This window comes from Nonomuraea sp. CA-141351 (assembly GCF_050944675.1).
GTDB lineage: Bacteria > Actinomycetota > Actinomycetes > Streptosporangiales > Streptosporangiaceae > Nonomuraea.
The window spans coordinates 8,332,789-8,348,402 of sequence record NZ_CP191982.1 but is presented as its reverse complement, the minus strand read 5'-3'; the positions used below and the strand labels follow the sequence as shown (position 1 = coordinate 8,348,402).

15 protein-coding genes and 4 tRNA genes are annotated in these 15,614 nt (G+C 70.9%); 9 read left to right on the top strand and 10 right to left on the bottom strand.

From position 1 onward, the window contains the following. The first annotated feature begins 10 nt into the window (after positions 1-10). From ACQPWU_RS39350 to ACQPWU_RS39340, 3 genes are read left to right on the top strand one after another with little or no spacing between them, the layout of a single operon-like run. Positions 11-1,285, top strand: a complete 1,275-nt coding sequence (locus ACQPWU_RS39350; RefSeq protein ID WP_433430753.1) for a lyase family protein — start codon at positions 11-13, stop codon at positions 1,283-1,285. Further along, the gene (pcaC, locus tag ACQPWU_RS39345) at positions 1,282-2,430 is read left to right on the top strand and encodes a 4-carboxymuconolactone decarboxylase (RefSeq protein ID WP_433430752.1); all 1,149 of its coding nucleotides are present in this window, start codon (positions 1,282-1,284) and stop codon (positions 2,428-2,430) included. Before ACQPWU_RS39350 ends, pcaC begins: the two co-directional genes overlap by 4 nt. Positions 2,431-2,457: 27 nt before the next feature. After that, on the top strand, positions 2,458-2,769 hold the full coding sequence (locus ACQPWU_RS39340; RefSeq protein ID WP_433430750.1) for a DUF6401 family natural product biosynthesis protein: 312 nt from the start codon (positions 2,458-2,460) through the stop codon (positions 2,767-2,769). A 79-nt stretch (positions 2,770-2,848) separates the two neighbouring features. Here ACQPWU_RS39340 and ACQPWU_RS39335 read toward each other — a convergent pair whose 3' ends face one another. Continuing rightward, the gene (locus ACQPWU_RS39335; protein ID WP_433430748.1) at positions 2,849-3,655 is read right to left on the bottom strand and encodes a mechanosensitive ion channel family protein; all 807 of its coding nucleotides are present in this window, start codon (positions 3,653-3,655) and stop codon (positions 2,849-2,851) included. Between the two features lie 127 nt (positions 3,656-3,782). Here ACQPWU_RS39335 and ACQPWU_RS39330 point away from each other — a divergent pair, with 127 nt between their 5' ends. Next, positions 3,783-4,160, top strand: coding sequence for a VOC family protein (locus ACQPWU_RS39330; RefSeq protein WP_433430746.1), 378 nt, complete (start codon positions 3,783-3,785; stop codon positions 4,158-4,160). 30 nt (positions 4,161-4,190) lie between these two features. On the opposite strand, the gene ACQPWU_RS39325 is transcribed toward ACQPWU_RS39330, so the two are convergent. Further along, positions 4,191-4,955 (bottom strand): HpcH/HpaI aldolase family protein, encoded by a 765-nt coding sequence (locus ACQPWU_RS39325; protein ID WP_433430744.1) that lies wholly within the window; start codon positions 4,953-4,955, stop codon positions 4,191-4,193. A 90-nt stretch (positions 4,956-5,045) separates the two neighbouring features. Next, positions 5,046-5,966 carry an aldo/keto reductase gene (locus tag ACQPWU_RS39320; protein ID WP_433430742.1) on the bottom strand — a complete coding sequence of 307 codons (921 nt, stop codon included), beginning with the start codon at positions 5,964-5,966 and terminating at the stop codon, positions 5,046-5,048. A gap of 273 nt (positions 5,967-6,239) precedes the next feature. Between ACQPWU_RS39320 and ACQPWU_RS39315 the strand changes: the two genes are divergently transcribed. The 3 genes from ACQPWU_RS39315 to ACQPWU_RS39305 are packed head-to-tail and all read left to right on the top strand — an operon-like array spanning position 6,240 to position 9,126. Then, positions 6,240-7,337, top strand: coding sequence for a four-carbon acid sugar kinase family protein (locus ACQPWU_RS39315; RefSeq protein WP_433430740.1), 1,098 nt, complete (start codon positions 6,240-6,242; stop codon positions 7,335-7,337). Between the two features lies 1 nt (position 7,338). Further along, the gene (gene pdxA / locus ACQPWU_RS39310; protein WP_433430738.1) at positions 7,339-8,340 is read left to right on the top strand and encodes a 4-hydroxythreonine-4-phosphate dehydrogenase PdxA; all 1,002 of its coding nucleotides are present in this window, start codon (positions 7,339-7,341) and stop codon (positions 8,338-8,340) included. A 15-nt stretch (positions 8,341-8,355) separates the two neighbouring features. Beyond that, on the top strand, positions 8,356-9,126 hold the full coding sequence (locus ACQPWU_RS39305; RefSeq protein ID WP_433430737.1) for a DeoR/GlpR family DNA-binding transcription regulator: 771 nt from the start codon (positions 8,356-8,358) through the stop codon (positions 9,124-9,126). 364 nt (positions 9,127-9,490) lie between these two features. Here ACQPWU_RS39305 and ACQPWU_RS39300 read toward each other — a convergent pair whose 3' ends face one another. The 7 genes from ACQPWU_RS39300 to ACQPWU_RS39270 all read right to left on the bottom strand — a co-directional run bounded on the left by ACQPWU_RS39300 (position 9,491) and on the right by ACQPWU_RS39270 (position 13,983). Next, positions 9,491-10,429, bottom strand: a complete 939-nt coding sequence (locus ACQPWU_RS39300; RefSeq protein WP_433430735.1) for a cyclase family protein — start codon at positions 10,427-10,429, stop codon at positions 9,491-9,493. Positions 10,430-10,906: 477 nt separating this feature from the next. Next, positions 10,907-10,981: transfer RNA gene (locus ACQPWU_RS39295), tRNA-Val, on the bottom strand. A 19-nt stretch (positions 10,982-11,000) separates the two neighbouring features. Continuing rightward, positions 11,001-11,072: transfer RNA gene (locus tag ACQPWU_RS39290), tRNA-Gly, on the bottom strand. A 51-nt stretch (positions 11,073-11,123) separates the two neighbouring features. Continuing rightward, positions 11,124-11,194 (bottom strand) — tRNA-Cys (locus ACQPWU_RS39285). 15 nt (positions 11,195-11,209) lie between these two features. After that, positions 11,210-11,281: transfer RNA gene (locus ACQPWU_RS39280), tRNA-Gly, on the bottom strand. 91 nt (positions 11,282-11,372) lie between these two features. Beyond that, entirely contained in the window at positions 11,373-13,310 is a 1,938-nt protein-coding gene (locus tag ACQPWU_RS39275) for an N-acetylmuramoyl-L-alanine amidase (protein WP_433430733.1), read from the bottom strand. A gap of 64 nt (positions 13,311-13,374) precedes the next feature. After that, on the bottom strand, positions 13,375-13,983 hold the full coding sequence (locus ACQPWU_RS39270) for a TetR/AcrR family transcriptional regulator (RefSeq protein WP_433430731.1): 609 nt from the start codon (positions 13,981-13,983) through the stop codon (positions 13,375-13,377). Positions 13,984-14,042: 59 nt separating this feature from the next. Between ACQPWU_RS39270 and ACQPWU_RS39265 the strand changes: the two genes are divergently transcribed. Both ACQPWU_RS39265 and ACQPWU_RS39260 read left to right on the top strand, forming a co-directional pair. Continuing rightward, a complete protein-coding gene (locus tag ACQPWU_RS39265) occupies positions 14,043-14,846 on the top strand; it encodes an ATP-binding cassette domain-containing protein (protein WP_433430730.1) in 804 nt (267 codons plus the stop codon). Then, positions 14,836-15,576 (top strand): ABC transporter permease, encoded by a 741-nt coding sequence (locus ACQPWU_RS39260; RefSeq protein WP_433430728.1) that lies wholly within the window; start codon positions 14,836-14,838, stop codon positions 15,574-15,576. The genes ACQPWU_RS39265 and ACQPWU_RS39260 overlap by 11 nt, the downstream gene beginning before the upstream one ends. Positions 15,577-15,614: the final 38 nt, after the last annotated feature.

Genomic DNA, 15,614 nt, shown 5'->3' with positions numbered 1-15,614 from the left:
ACGGACTGCGTTGAGTTCTGACGGCGGCCTGCTCGCCCCGGTCTGGGCGGGCACTCGAGCGGAGGAGATCACCTCGGACGCGGCCTGGCTGCGGGCCATGCTGGAAGCCGAGGCGGCGCTCGCCCGCGCGCAGGCCCGGCTGGAGCTCATCCCTTCCGAGGCGGCCGCGGCCATCGACAGGACGGCCGCCGCGCTCGTCCTCGACCCGGCCGACCTGGCCCGACGCGGCCGCCAGTCGGCCAACCCCGTCGTGCCGCTGGTCTCCGACCTGCGGCGGGCCGTGCCGGGCGCGGCCTCGTACGCGCACCTGGGGGCGACCAGCCAGGACATCCTGGACAGTGCGGCCATGCTTGTGGCCACGCGGGCGGTACGTGCCATCGTGGGCGATCTGAGCGCGATCATGCGGGATCTGTGCGAGCTGGCCGAGCGTCACAAGGGCACGGTGATGGCCGCGCGGACGCTGGGGCAGCAGGCGGTGCCGACCACGTTCGGGCTGAAGGCGGCGGGATGGCTGGCCGGTCTCCAGCGGGCCCGCGCCCACCTCCGCGAGCTACGCCTGCCGGCCCAGCTCGGCGGCGCGGCCGGCACCCTGGCCGCCATCGCCGAGCGGGCCGGCGGGATCGGCGGGGCCGCCGATCCCGCCACCGCGCTGCTGCTCGTCGAGGTGTTCGCCGAGGAGGTCGGGCTGGCGGTGCCCGCGGTGCCGTGGCACGCCGAGCGCTCCGCCGTCACCGAGCTGGGCGCCGCGCTCGCCGGCACGGCCAGGGCGCTCGGCAAGCCGGCCACCGACATCGTCCTCATGGCACAGACCGAGGTGGGGGAGGTGGCCGAGTCGTCCACCGGTGGCTCGTCGGCCATGCCGCAGAAACGCAACCCCGCACTCTCCGTCCTCGTGCGCTCGGCCGCGCTCCAGGTGCCCGCGTACGTGCAGGTGCTCGGGCAGGTCGGCGAGCACGAGCGGGCCGCGGGCGCCTGGCAGGCGGAGTGGCTGCCGCTGCGCGAGGCGCTCCGGCTCACGGCCGGCGCGGCCGAGACCGCGGCGGAGCTGGTGGCCGGGCTTCGGGTGTTCCCCGACCGGATGCGCGCCAACGCCGAGCTGACCGGCGGCCGCCTGGTCGCCGAACGCCTCGCCGCCCACCTCGGCCCACAGGCACTGAAGCAGGCCCTGGCAGCGGAGGACTCGCGGCTCGATGTCCCTGATGAGCTGCTCGATCCAGGGGGGTACCTGGGCGCGGCTTCTGAGCTAGTCGATCGCATTCTCGCCACCTATCGGGAGCAACCGTGAAACTCCACCACCGCATCGACGGCCCGTCCGACGCGCCGCTGCTGGTGCTCGGGCCCTCGCTCGGGACCACGATGGAGATCTGGCAGCCCCAGCTCCCCGCGCTCACCGACTCCTGGCGCGTCCTCAGGTACGACCTGCCGGGCCATGGCGGCTCGCCGCCGGCCGCGGCCGGGTTCACGATCGACGAGCTGGCGCGGGCCGTACTGGACCTCGTCGAGACCGAGCAGTTCGCGGTCGGCGGCGTCTCGCTCGGCGGCGCGATCGCCACGACCATCGCGACCCGAGCCCGGCACCGGGTGCGCAAGCTGGTGCTGTGCTGCACGTCGGCCAAGTTCGGCGAGCCGGGGCCGTGGCTGGGGCGGGCGGCGCTGGTGCGCGGCAAGGGGGTGGCGGCGCTCGTCCCGACGCTGAAGGCCCGCTGGTTCACGCCCGACTTCGACGGCCAGTGGGTGTTCGACCAGCTGGTGGAGGTGGACGCCAAGTCGTACGCCGCCTGCTGCGAGGCCATCGCCGCCTTCGACCTGACGCGCCGTCTGGGGGAGATCACCGCGCCCACGCTGGTCATAGCCGGTGCCCAGGACCCGGCCACGCCGCTCGACCAGGCCCTCATGCTGGCCAACAACATCCCGGGAGCGTTCCTGACGGTGGTGCCGCGCGCCTCGCACCTGGCCAACGTGGAACGCCCCGAAGCGGTCACCACCGCCATCGTCGGCCACCTGTCAGGAGCGTCCCTCGACGAACCGCCTGCGCCGCCCCTTCCCGCGGAGGACGGTCTGGCGGCGGGGATGCGCACCAGGCGCGAGGTGCTCGGGGACGCGCACGTCGATCGGGCGGTCGCCGCCACCACGGACTTCACCCGCGACTTCCAGGAGCTGATCACCCGCTACGCCTGGAACGAGATCTGGAACCGGCCCGGCCTCGACCGGCGCACCCGCAGCTGCGTCACGCTCACCGCGCTCGTGGCCCGGGGACAGCTGGAGGAGCTCGCCATGCACGTTCGCGCGGCTTTACGGAACGGCCTCACGCGGGACGAGATCAAGGAGGTGCTGCTCCAGACGGCCGTCTACTGCGGGGTTCCGGCCGCCAACGCCGCCTTCGCGGTGGCCCGCCGCACCCTCGCCGAAATCGACGCGGAAGGCCACTGACCTTGGGAGATGCTTTACAGTTAGTTGGTGTTCTTTGAGGAAGGATGGGCGGCTTCGCCCCTGCGCTGGCTGATGAACGCACTGGGCGACGCCCAGCTCGCCCGGATGGACCGCGACCCGGGCCTGACGGCCGCGGTTGACCAGCACGCGGCGGTGCTGCGCGACGCGATCCCGATCGACCGGGAGACGCTGGGCGACTACCTGCTCGGCTTCCTCGACGAACTACGACACCGTGGCTGGATCTTCACCGGCGAGCCGGACGCGGCGGCGCTCCGGCTCACGGCGGTCTGCTGGCTGGCCCGCGAACAGGGCTTCCTGGAAGACGGCCTCCCCGCCTGACCTGCCCCGTCCCGCCGCACAGCGAGGACCACGCCGTGCGGCGGACGCCGTGCCCGAGCGTGACGCCCGCCGGGCGCGATCACTCCGGAGGCATCTCCGAGCGCGGAGGCATGTCCGCGCGCGGCGGGGTCGTCGGCGGGCCCGTGCGGATGGGGGTGGTCTCCGCCGACATCGCCCGAGCGTCCTCACGCCCCCGCTGGTACGCCTCCGCATGCGCCCTCGCCTGCGGCGCCTCCTGCTCGATGCGGCCCAGCCAGCGCTCCCAGCGCTGCTGCATCGGCCGGACGAGCCCGCCGCCGAAGCCGATCGCCGCGATCGCGCCGAGAGTGGCGAGCACAGTGATCAGCACCGGAGTCGTGACGGTGGTGGCCACGCCGATCTGGTTGAGCGCCGCGATGATGCCCAGCGCCCAGATGAAGACCGCGGCGGCCGTCGCCAGCCAGCGGCCGTACGAGAGCCCGCCGAGCATCCCCTCGACGATGTCCCTGACGGCCTTGGCCACCGCGCCCGCGACCACGATGATCACGATGGCGACCAGTGCCATGGGCAGCCAGGCGACCACGCTGTTCAGCATCGACGAGATCGGGTTGGGCCCGTACACGCTGAAGGCCAGCTGCAGGGTGACCAGCAGGATCGCGTAGAAGACGATCTTCGCGAGCAGGCTGCTGGCGTCGTACTTGCTCCGCTCCAGCCACCGCTGCACGCCGCTGCGCTCCACCGCCCGGTCGAAGCCGACGCGTTCGAGTATCTTGTCGACGATCTTCTCCAGCGCCTTGGCCACGAGATAGCCGATGAAGAGAATCACCAGCATCGCGATCAGCTTCGGAACGAACGTCGCGACCGCCCGCCAGGCGTCGGAAATGCCTTGGCCTATGTTGATGTCCACGGTTTCCTCCTGAGGAGCTAATGCAACGGCGCTACCCGTACCGAATCGGTGTATGCACGCACCGCAGTCGAAACTTCGCACAAGGCGACATCGCACGGGGCCCCCGGCGGTCGCTAGGGTGATCGACATGCATCGCAGCCGGGTCTACGCCCTTCTGATCGACACCCCCGCACCCGAGGCCGAGCAGGCGGCGGCGTTCTGGGCGGGTGCGCTGGGGGCCACCGCGAGCCCGCTCCCCGGATACGAGCAGTTCACCTCGCTGCACGGGGCCGTTCCCGGTTTCGACGTCGCTGTCCAGGCGGTGGACGACGACGCGCCCCGGTTCCACGTCGACATCGAGACGGACGACGTCGAGGCCGAGACCCGGCGGCTGCTGGCGCTCGGGGCGACGGAGGTGTCGCGGTGGCAGGAGTGCCGCATCCTGCGGGCGCCCGGCGGCCACCTGCTCTGTGTGCTGCCCGTGGAGAGTGACCGATTCGAGGCGGAGGCCAAGGCCTGGCCCTGACCGGGCCAGGTCCACCGGTGATCAGGACCTTCAGTCGCCCCTCGCGGCCTTCAGATGCGCGGCCGCGGCCTGCTCGAGATGGACGAGGTCGGAGGCGACGGTGGCGAAGGTGAAGCCCTCGGCCAGGCGGCGGGCGGCCAGCTCGCCGGTGGGGTTGTGGATCCCGGCCGCGATCCCGGCCTCCTCGGCCGCCGTGCTGATCCTCACCAGCGCGGCCTCGAACACGTCGGCGACCTCGGGGTCGTTCGGGAATCTTCCGCCCACGGCCAGGCACAGGTCGGACGGGCCCACGTACACGCCGTCCAGGCCCGGCGTGGCGCAGATCGCCTCGATATCGGCCAGCCCGTCCGGCGTCTCGATCATGGCCAGGACCAGCACGCTCTCGTCGGCCTCCGCCGGGGTGGGGCCGATCCTCAGCATGGAGCGCATGGGGCCGTACGAGCGGCGTCCCTTGGCGGGGTAGCGGGCGGCGGACACGGCGCGGGCCGCGTCCTCGGCGGTGTCCACCAGCGGTACGATCACGCCGCCCGCGCCGAAGTCGAGCGCCCGGCCGATGGCCGCGGGCTCGCCGGACTCGACGCGCACCAGGCCGACCGAGCGGCCGCCCGCGTCGATGGCCATGAGGTTGGACAGCAGCCCCGCGTTGCCGATCAGACCGTGCTGGGCGTCCAGCGCGACGTAGTCGTACCCCAGCCTGGCCAGGCGCTCGGTCGCGACGGGGGCGTCGAGCACCACCCAGTAACCGACGCACTGTTCGCGGTTGCGGATCTTTCTGGCGAACTCGGCTGCGGTCATGTGTGATCGATCTCCTCTGCGGGGACGCGGACGTCTTTGATGACTTTGATGCGGGCGACGTGCGGGGCGGGCGGCAGGCTCATGGGCCCCCTACCGGTTGTAGGCGGGCATCGGGCCGCGGAGCGCGTCGCCCACGGCGTCGCAGGCGTCGGCCACGTCGGAGGGCAGCGGCCCGGCGGCCAGCGCCGCGAGGTTCGCGCGCAGGTGGTCGACGCGGGACGCGCCGAGCAGCACCGCGTTCACCACCGGCTTGCCGGCCAGCCAGCGCAGCGAGAGCTCGGCCGGCGGCAGTCCCGCCCGCAGAGCGATCGCGTCGATCGCCTCGACGGCCTTGAACAGGTCCGCGTCCCAATACCGCTTCCGGTACATCTCCGCCAGCCGCGAGTCCCCGAACCGCCCGCTCTCCGGTGCCTGGTCGAACCGGTGCCGTCCGGTCAGCAGCCCGCCTCCCAGGGGGTTGTACACCATCGTCCGCAGCCCGCCGGTGAGGGCGAACTCCGCGTACTCGTCCTCGATCCGCCTGGCCAGCAGGTTGTACAACTGCTGGGCGACCGCGGGAGGGGGATCGATCCCGGCGATCTGCCAGGCGGCGTAGTTGGACACGCCCAGGCTGCCGACCTTGCCCTCGTCCATCAGCTCGGCGACCGTGGCCAGCGTGTCTTCCAGCGGGGTCGCCCGGTCGGGCTGGTGCAGGTAGAACAGGTCCACGTGGTCCACTTGGAGCCGGCGCAGGCTGCCTTCCAGGCTTGCCCGCAGGCCGGCGGGGGAGAGGGGAGCGTGCCCGCCGGCGTCCGGGTGGGGGATGCCCGCCTTGGTCGCCAGCACGACCCGGTCGCGGCGGCCCCGCAGCAGCTCGCCGAGGATCTCCTCCGCGGCCCCGCCCGCGTAGCCGTTGGCCGTGTCGACGCCGCTGACCCCGGCGTCGAGCGCGAGGTCGAGCATCCGCCCGGCCGTCCCGGCGTCCACGGTGTCGCCGAACGTCATCGTGCCGAGCACCGGTTCAGCGCTCATCAAGGGGCTCCTTTCGCTGCCGCGAGGACGTCGCGCATGGTCGCCGGATCAAGCGCCGCCGCGTGCGGCGGCCGCGAGCCCCAGGCCCTCGGCCGCCCCCGTCCAGAGGAACGCGCGGCGTGAGATGCCGGGGAGTGCGGGCTGAGTCATCCAGTCCTCCATCGGACTGGGGGTGTGCGGGGAACAACCGCGTTACTCTCGGGCAACTGTGGCATAGTCTGCGCATTTCGTGCAATACTCGCCGCGTGATTTGCGCAATTCGAGGTGAGCGGCGTGTTCGCCCTGGCGGATGACCTCACGGGCGCGGCGGAGACGGCGGCGGCTCTCATGTCGCCCGCCCGTCCCGCCCGGATCGCGCTGTCCGGCCTGGCCGCGGCGGCGCCCGTGGTGGTCGCCGACCTCGACAGCCGGCATCACCCGAGAGCCTTCGACCTGGTACGGGAGGCGCTCCGTCAGGCGGGCGACCGGCAGGTCTTCGTCAAGGTCGACTCGCTGTTGCGCGGCAACGTGGCCGCCACGGTCGCCGCCTGCCTCGACGCCCCCGTCGTCTTCGCTCCGGCCCTGCCGTCCGCCGGCCGTACGGTCGTGGGCGGGGTGCCGTACATACATGGGGTGCCTCTGCGCGAAACGCGCGCCTGGCGCTCCGAACGTCGTCCCGCTCCCGCCTTCGTGGCGGAGGCGCTGGGTGACGTCCCATGGGTCCATGTGCCCGTGGGCGCCGACCTGTCCGAGGCCGTCACGGCCGGGCGGGTGGCCGTATGCGACGCGCGGACGGACGCCGACCTGGACGCCATCGTGGCCGCCGCGCTTCGGAGCCCGGTTCGTACGCGCCTGGTGGGCTCGGGCGGCCTCGCCACCGCCCTCGGCCGCGCTCTCGGCGGAGGTGCCGGCTCCTGTGAGGTGTCACGTGGGAACGGCCGGTTGCTGGTGGTGGTCGGGACGGCCGAGCCGGGGGCGGCCGCGCAGGTCAGGCTGCTCGTGGAGCACGGGGTCGCGCACGTGAGGTTGCCGGCCTTGGACCTCGGTGCCGCCGCACGTGTACGGGACGCGCTGGCCTCTGGGCCTGTCGTCCTGACCGCGGGAGCTGCGGCCCTCACCCGACACCTGGGCGAGGTGGTGCGCGAGGCGCTCGGGAAAGGCCCCGCCGATCTGATCCTCACGGGAGGCGAGACCGCCAGAGGGGTTCTGGACGCGCTGGGCGTACGTGAGCTGATCCCCTTGGACCAGGTCCACCACGGCGCCGTTCACAGCCGCACTCCTGAGGGCCACTCGGTGGTCACCAGGCCAGGTAGCTTCGGGGACGTCGACAGCCTCCTCCGCATAGCCGTCCATCTCGACCCGGACCTCCTTCACTCGGAATCGAAAGGCTGACATGAGCACTACCCCTCTCATCGCCCTCACCATGGGGGACGGCGCCGGCGTGGGGCCGGAGGTGATCGTCGGCGCGCTCCTCGCTCAGGAGACCGCCACGTTCTGCCGCCCGGTGGTCATCGGCGACGCCGGACGCCTGCGCAAGGCCGCCGGCTTCATCGGCGTGCAACCGGAGGTGGTCACCGTGTCCGGGGTCGAAGACGCGGAGTTCCGGGCGGGGCGCATCAACGTCATCGACCTCGGTCTCCTCCCCGGCGACCTGCCGTGGGGCGAGGTGTCACCGGTCGCGGGCCACGCGTCCTACGAGTACGTACGGCTGGCCGGCGAGCTGGCGATGTCCGGCGACGTACAGGCGATCTGCACGGCCCCGCTGAACAAGGAGGCCCTGCACGCGGCCGGGCACGTCTTCCCCGGCCACACCGAGCTGCTCGCCCACCTCACGGGGACCGAGGAGGTGTCGATGATGCTCTCCACCTCCAAGGTCAAGGTCATCCACGTCACCACCCACGTCGGCCTGATCGACGCGGTCGCCCGGATCGAACCCGGCCTGGTGGAGCGGACCATCCGGCGGGGCGAGGCGGCCATGCGCGGCTCCGGCGTCGCCCGCCCCAAGATCGGCGTCTGCGGCATCAACCCGCACGCCGGGGAGAACGGCCTGTTCGGGTACGGCGAGGAGGAGGAGAAGATCGTGCCCGCGATCGAGCGCCTCCAGGCCGAGGGCATGGACGTCCACGGCCCGCTGCCCGCCGACACGGCGTTCTTCCTGGCGGGCCGCGGCGACTACGACCTGATCGTCGCGATGTACCACGACCAGGGCCACGGCCCGGTGAAGATCCTGGGTCTGGAGGCAGGCGTCAACATCACGGTCGGCCTGCCGGTGATCAGGACCTCCGTGGACCACGGCACCGCGTTCGACATCGCGGGGAAGGGCGTGGCGGACGCCGGTAGCATGATCGAAGCCCTCCGCCAGGCGGCCGAGCTGTCGTCCACGCGGGGCGTGTGAGGGAAGGGACCATCGATGGGCCGCGCTGCGCAGGTTCGCCGGGACGAGATCGTCCGCCTGGCCACCACCACGGGCCTGGCCAGCGTCGAGGAGCTGTCGGCCCAGCTGGGCGTGACCGCTTCCACCATCCGCCGTGACCTGGCCCACCTCAAAGCCGCCGGCCTGCTGGCCCGCACGTACGGCGGCGCCATGGCCGTGGTCACCCACCCGGAGGCCTCGCTCAGACAACGCGTCGGTGAGGCCTTCGAGGCGAAGCGGGCCATAGCGGCCTGGGCCGCCGCCCAGATCCGCCCCGGCGAAACGATCCTCCTGGACTCCGGCTCGACCACGGGCGCCCTGGCCCACGAGCTGAGACGATCCGTGGACCTGACGGTGGCCACGACTGGCCTGAACGCCCTCCAGGAGCTGGCGGGGGCGACGGGCGTCCACGTCGAATGCCTGGGCGGCACGCTCCGCCACGTGAGCCAGGGCTTCATAGGCCCGCTGGCGGAGGCGGCCTTGAGCATGATGACGTTCGACCGGGTGTTCCTCGGCGCCGACGGGGTGACGGCGGAGGACGGCATCTGCGAGGCGAGCCTGCAGCAGACCCGCTTGAAGGAGCTGATGATGGCCCGCTCCCACCACGTCTACCTGCTGGTCCACGCCGCGAAACTGGGTCGCCGCCCCTTCCACGCCTGGGCCCGCATGCCGGACACCTGGACACTGGTAACGGACACCACCGCCACCCCGGAGTCCCTGGCCCCCTTTACGGCGAGGGGCGTGGAAACCATCGTCGCCGCCCCGTAGGCGAGCCCTTGACCATCCACACAGGTGAACTCGGTGACCGGCGACCACACTCAACAGAGCACTCTCCATCAAAGCGCGCCGGTGAGCGCGGTCATGAGACGACCCCACCACACGAGCGTCTGGGCGAGGCGAACTTGCGCAGAGGCGAGCTTGAACGACGCCACGAGGTCGTCGAGGGACCGGCTTCGGCTCGTGGGCCGGCACCGGAGCGACACCAGCCCCTGACCGCGAGATCATCACGGTGCCGATCAGGGCGGCTGCGGTCTCCGCCTCCGCCGCCGCCTGGTTCTCGACCAGCACGGCGTGTCCTCACCGACCACGACCGCGCTCCAGGTGCGGCGTCGCACCCCCTCGTGAACCGCGGTCAGAATGTGGCGATCGGGTTGACTGGGCTGCCGGACGTACCGGCGAAGCGGACCGGCGCGACTGCGAGGTGGAAGTCCCACTGGCCGAGCTCGGCAGCCGTCGTCGCGCACACCTCCAGGTCGCAGTTGTCGAGCATCCACAGGCCCATCGCGACGAGGCTCACGGCGTGAACCGGCATCAACACGTCTTCGTACCCCGACGGCTGAACGTCCTGGGGGGTGTCAGCGCCGATCAGCGCGACCTCCCGTTCATGCAGCCACGGCAGGCAGGACGCGTGCCAGCCGGCTTGCGTGAAACCGCCGGCCTCACCGGCCTCGTGCCGGACGCGGCCATAGCCGGTCCGCAGGAGTACCGCGTCGCCGGGTCGCACCCGCACACCCTGGCGGCGCTCGGCCTCTTCGAGATCGTCGGGAAACACACCCTGCCCCGGTTCCAACCATGGCACATCGCGGACCCTCGCAATGTCCAGCAGGACACCACGCGTGATGATCCCGTTCGCCGCCGCAGTGACGGACGCCCACGCCGATCCCGTTGCGGCGTCGACCAGCGAGTGCGATCGCCCGTTGTACATCGTGCCGTCCCAGAAGATGTGGCACGGCGAGTCGAGGTGGGTGATGGTGTTGCCGTGGAACGTGATGCCGAGCCGCTCGTTCGAAAAGCCCCAGCGCCGGTCGGCGTGGAATGCGGGCACCGGCATGTTCTCGGCACCCGGCATGTCGGCGGCGCACGGGCACGTCGTCGTCGACCGCTCCATGTCTTGCGGTACGTCAACCTCCCATGCGCACGACACGCTCCTGCCGTGGCGCACGGCCCGCGCCGCCGCCAGCCGGACGTCGTCGGTGATGTGGTTGAGAGTGCCGAGCTCGTCGTCGTCGCCCCACCGTCCCCAGTTCGACAGCGTGTTGAAGTACCCGAGCACGTCGTCCTGCGTGGGCATCGGTCGCTCTGCCGTCATCCCAGCATCGGCTCCTCCGGTCACGCGGTTCGAGGCAACGAAGGCAAGGTATCCCGCCCTCTCCTTTGACATGCCAAGGCCCGCTGAGCCGGCATCATACAAGATCAGCGGGCTGGTACACCGCGTGGGCGGCCAGTTCCGTGAACCCTTCCGTCTTCGTCATCGACCCGGACGGAGGGGCAACCGCCGTGCTCGCTGGTGCCCTCAATGCCGATGAACCGTAGCGCCATGATGGCCTCCACTGCTCCGGATGTGCGCGGACTTGCACACACGCGAGCTCGAGGGTGGGAGGGTCGTCAAGAGAGGCAACTGAATCGCGGGGCATCACGGGTCAGCACCCGTGATGACAACACCCATGATCAACCAGGAACAACAAGAAGCCCCAGACTCCCGGCGTATGCCGTGAGCTGGGGCATTAACTCCTGATTGATCAAGTCAGCCCTGATCTGCTGTGGAGCATGGTGGACGATACTGGGATTGAACCAGTGACCTCTTCCGTGTCAGGGAAGCGCTCTCCCGCTGAGCTAATCGTCCGTATTGAGTTAGAACTCAGAGCGGAAGACGGGATTCGAACCCGCGACCCTCACCTTGGCAAGGTGATGCTCTACCACTGAGCCACTTCCGCGTGGTGCTGCGTTTACTTTAGCGGATCCCGAGGGGTCCGCCGGCTGGGCCGAGGTGGAGACGGGATTTGAACCCGTGTAGACGGCTTTGCAGGCCGCTGCCTCGCCTCTCGGCCACTCCACCAGGAGTCTTGCTCCGAGCGGAAGACGGGATTCGAACCCGCGACCCTCACCTTGGCAAGGTGATGCTCTACCACTGAGCCACTTCCGCGTGAACCCCGGGCGACGTGCGCCGGGCTACGGGAAAACCATATCGCCTTCCCGGAGTGCCCGTGCGCAGCCAGAGGCTCGTGGGCCCAAATTCACTTGATCAGGCGCACATCCTTAGCCATCACGAACATCACGCGGTGGCCGAGCTGGATCTGGTAGTAGCGGAGCTTGCCGGTCGTGGTGACGTGTTTGGCCGGGCTGAAGGCGTCGGCGGCGTAGTAGGAGCCGATGATCGTGTCGCCCACCGTGTACGTCTGGCCGGGCCCGATCTTGTATTGGAGCGGGGTCAGCGGCTGGTAGGACGCCAGCTTGTAGGCGGATTTCTCCGGGTATGCGCGGCCGTACACCTTGGTGTCTGGCTTGCGCGGGGTGACCAGAGGGCCCTTGGCGGGGACGGCGGTGGGGTTCGCGGGCGGGTTGTAGAACCAGGCCTTCTGCCCCAGGTACCAGATGGCCGTCCAGTCGCCCTGCCGGCCCGCCACGGCGTAGCGCTGGCCGGTGGAGGCGCGGGCGCTGTGGTCGTACACGCTGTACGTGCCGGGCTTGCCCGGATGCTTGCCCGGGTCGCTGACCAGGGGAGACGACTCGTTCGGCTCCTTGTGCAGCCAGACCGTGGTGGCGCCGTGCTCCGGGCATTCCTTGGCCGGTTTGCCGGTGACGCAGCCGGTGAAGCGGGGCCGGTTCTTGTCGTACGACGGGCGGATCATGATGGAATCGCCGTCCTTCACCCCTTTGAGCGGCTTGTCCAGCAGCTCGAAATAGTGGGCCCAGTCCCAGTACGGCCCCGGGTCCTCGTGCATGCCGGAGACGGCCTTCGGCGTGGTGCCGGGCACGTTGTCGTGGCCGAGGATGTGGGCGCGGTCGAGCGGGATGTCGTACTTGCCGGCCAGGTATTTGACCAGCTTGGCCGACGAGCGATACATCGCCTCCGTGTACCAGGTGCCTCCCTTGGCCAGGTAGCCCTCGTGCTCGATCCCTATCGAACGGGTGTTGACGTCCCAGTTGCCCGCGTGCCAGGCGATGTCGTTCGTCGGCACGTGCTGGGCGACATGCCCGTCGCTGGAGCGGATCGTGTAGTGCCAGCTCGCGTACTCCGGATCGCTGACCATGGACGGGATGCCCTTATAGGTGCCCTCGGTGTCGTGAATGATGATGTAGTCGACGGTCCGGGTCCGGCTCAGGTGGTCATGGTTGCCGTAGTCCCTGCTCTTCTTCTTGCCGAAGCGCTTGTAGGCGGCGGGCATCCATTCGCAGGCGAGGGAGGCGGGGCACTCCGCCTGCCCTGTGTCTCCCGCCTTGTCCACCTCTTCGGGCTTCTCGTCCGGGGCGGGCTGGTCGAGGGCCGGCAGGTTCGGCACGGGGCCGAGCCGCACCAGGAAGCCGTCGTCGGTACGGCGTGTCACGCCGTCCCGCATCACCGAGAACACCTCGTCGGCGAAATCATGGGCCGTGGCCGCGTCCTCGGCGCCGGAATAGCGGGCGACGGCCTCGTACCAGTCGGCGGGATTGGCGCTCGGGCGGTCCTGGTAGGAGGCGAGGAGGGCGGCACCGGCCCTGATGTTGGTGGCCGGGTCTTCCCGCACGCCGGCAACGGCGGCGCCGATGAGGCGCCCGGCCTGCGGGAGCGTCGCGGGCGGATCGGCCATGCGCATCGCCGACAGGGGAGGGGCGGCGGTGACCGTACGGGACCTCGGCCGGGCGTCGTCCCCCCGCGCGTCGCCGAGCGCGTCGCCCGGCTCAACGCGAGTGGCAGGCAGCGCGTCCACCAGGTGCATCGGCCCATAGCCGCCCGCCGTGCTGGGCGACCCCCCGTTCGTGTCCCAGCGGGACTCCAGATACGAGACGCCGAGCAGCACGCTCTCCGGCACGCCGTACTCCCGTGCGGCCGCGGCGAAGTCGGCCTGCCGTCCGGAAACGCGCGCGGCGGAGCCGGGATGCGGCGGGTGGTCGCGTGCGGGCACGAAGCCGGGCACGAGGGCGGGCGAGGTGAGCATGCCGGCGATCAGGGTGGCGGCGAGCCAGAAGTGCATGACAACTCTCTCGGGAACGTCACGATGCAACTACTGAACGTAACCATTCCCAGAGAGGGATGTGTCAGACGGGTCGGATGATACGCATGAGATCAGCCAGATCAGCAGAGAACTCGGCATCCCAGTCGTCGGGCGTGAGGTGCTCGGCCAGCCGCCTGTGGGCGGGGGCGTCGGTCCCGCGGCGGAGCCGGATGTCCGTGGAGGCGTCGGAGAAGCGGCCGCTCACCTCGGAGAGTGCGAAGCCCAGCACGAACGTGCTCATCAGCCGCTCGATCCGGGGGACGTCGGCCTCCGGGACGCCCGCGTCGATCAGCGCCTGATAGGCCAGGTCGACCAGCTTGACCCCGTCGGGCGTCACCGAGGTGCGCAGCAGCAGGAGCGGGAAGACCGACGGGTGCTCGCGGGCCAGGCGCCGGACGGCCCAGGCGACCGTGCCCAGGCGCTCCTGCCACGTCTGCCCGGGATCTTCGGGCATGAGGCCGCCGAGCAGGCGGCCGACCAGGCCGTCAAGCAGTTCGTCCTTGTTCCGGAAATAGCCGTACAGGGCCATGGGTGTCACCCCGACCCGCTCGGCGACGGCCCGCATGGACAGGGCTTCGAGGCCGCGCTCGTCGGCGATCGCGAGGGCCGCGTCGAGGATTTCCGGCTGCCGGGAGGTCTTGAGCTTCCGCACGGACTCAGTCTACGGTGTAGAGCAGTCTACGACGTAGACTGAGAAGGGGGCTGAGTCTCATGTTGAGCGCGAACGGGCTGGTCAAGCGGTACGGCGATGTCGCCGCGCTGGACGGGTTCGACCTGCGGGTGGTGCCGGGGGAGATCGCGGGGTTGGTCGGGCACAACGGTGCGGGCAAGACGACGTTCTTCGAGATCGCCGCCGGCCTGGTGCGGGCGGACGCCGGGAGCGTCGTGGTGCGGGGCGAGGTGGGGATGGCGCCCCAGCAGCTCGCCCTCTATCCCAGCGTCACCGTCCGGGAGACGCTGCGGCTGTTCGGCGGGCTCGCCGGGCTGCGGCGGCGCGCCCTGGCCGCGGCCATCGACGTCACGGCGGAGGAGATGGCGCTGACCGGGGTGCTCGACCGGCGCGTGAGCGTTCTGTCCGGCGGCCAGCAGCGCCGCACGCAGGCCGCCACCGCCCTCCTGGCGAAGCCGGAGGTGCTCCTCCTCGACGAGCCCACGGTGGGCGCCGACCCCGAGACCCGTGCCGCGCTCCTGGCGGCGGTGCGCCGCAGGGCGGACGGCGGCGCGGCGGTCGTCTACTGCACCCACTACCTTCCCGAGCTCACCGAGCTGAACGCCACGATCGCCGTCGCGAGGAACGGACGGGTCATCGCGAGGGGCACGGGCGCCGAACTGCTCAAGGGGCTGCCGGGCGAGGTCCGCGTCACCCTGGACGACGACGAGATCACGGTCGCCACGACCGATCCCACCGCCACGCTGGCCGCCCTGCTGCGTGACCTGGACCGCCCGGTGCGCGGCATCGACATTCGCCAGCCGTCGCTCGACGACCTCTACAGGGAGCTGGCCCATGCCGCGTGACGCCTTGCACCGGATCGCCGTGCTGGCCGCCCACAACGTGCTCCTGCGTAAGCGCGACCCGGCCCACCTGGTCAGCTATCTGGTCATGCCCATGGTCCTCATGCTCATCTTCAAGTCCATGCTGGGCGAGCCCGTCCAGGTCGTCACGGGTCTGCTGGTCATGTTCTCGGTCCTGTCGATGGCCGACGTGGCCACGGCCGGCCTCACCGAGCGCGCCTGGCACACCTGGGACCGCCTCAAGGCCACCAAGGCCCGCATACCGGAAATCATGCTCGGCAAGGCCCTGCCGGTGTTCGCCGTGCTGGTCTTCCAGCAGGCCGTGCTGCTCGTGTACGGGATCGTGGCGGTGGGCATGCGGCCGTCGGGACCGGTGTGGCCGCTGGCACTGGCCGTGGCGGCGTGGTGCTTCGCGCTGCTCGGCGTGGGCACGGCCCTGGCCGGAGTGGTGCGCAGCCAGGGTGAGCTGAGCACGCTCTGCAACATCGCGGCGTTGTCGGTCAGCGCGCTGGGCGGTGCGCTGGTGCCGTACTCGATGATGCCCTCCTGGGCGCAGGCGATCGCGCCGATCTCGCCCGGATACTGGGCGACGACCATGCTGCAGGCCTCCGTCAGGGGCGACGTCGCGGGCACGGCCGGTCCCGCGGCCGTCCTCGTCGGGCTCGGACTCGCCGCCGGCGCCTTCGCCTGGTGGCGGTTCGGTAAAGGTTGGGGCCGCAGCAGCCTCCTATAGAGAGCCATTGGAGTTAAATCCTGCCCGATATCGGGCAG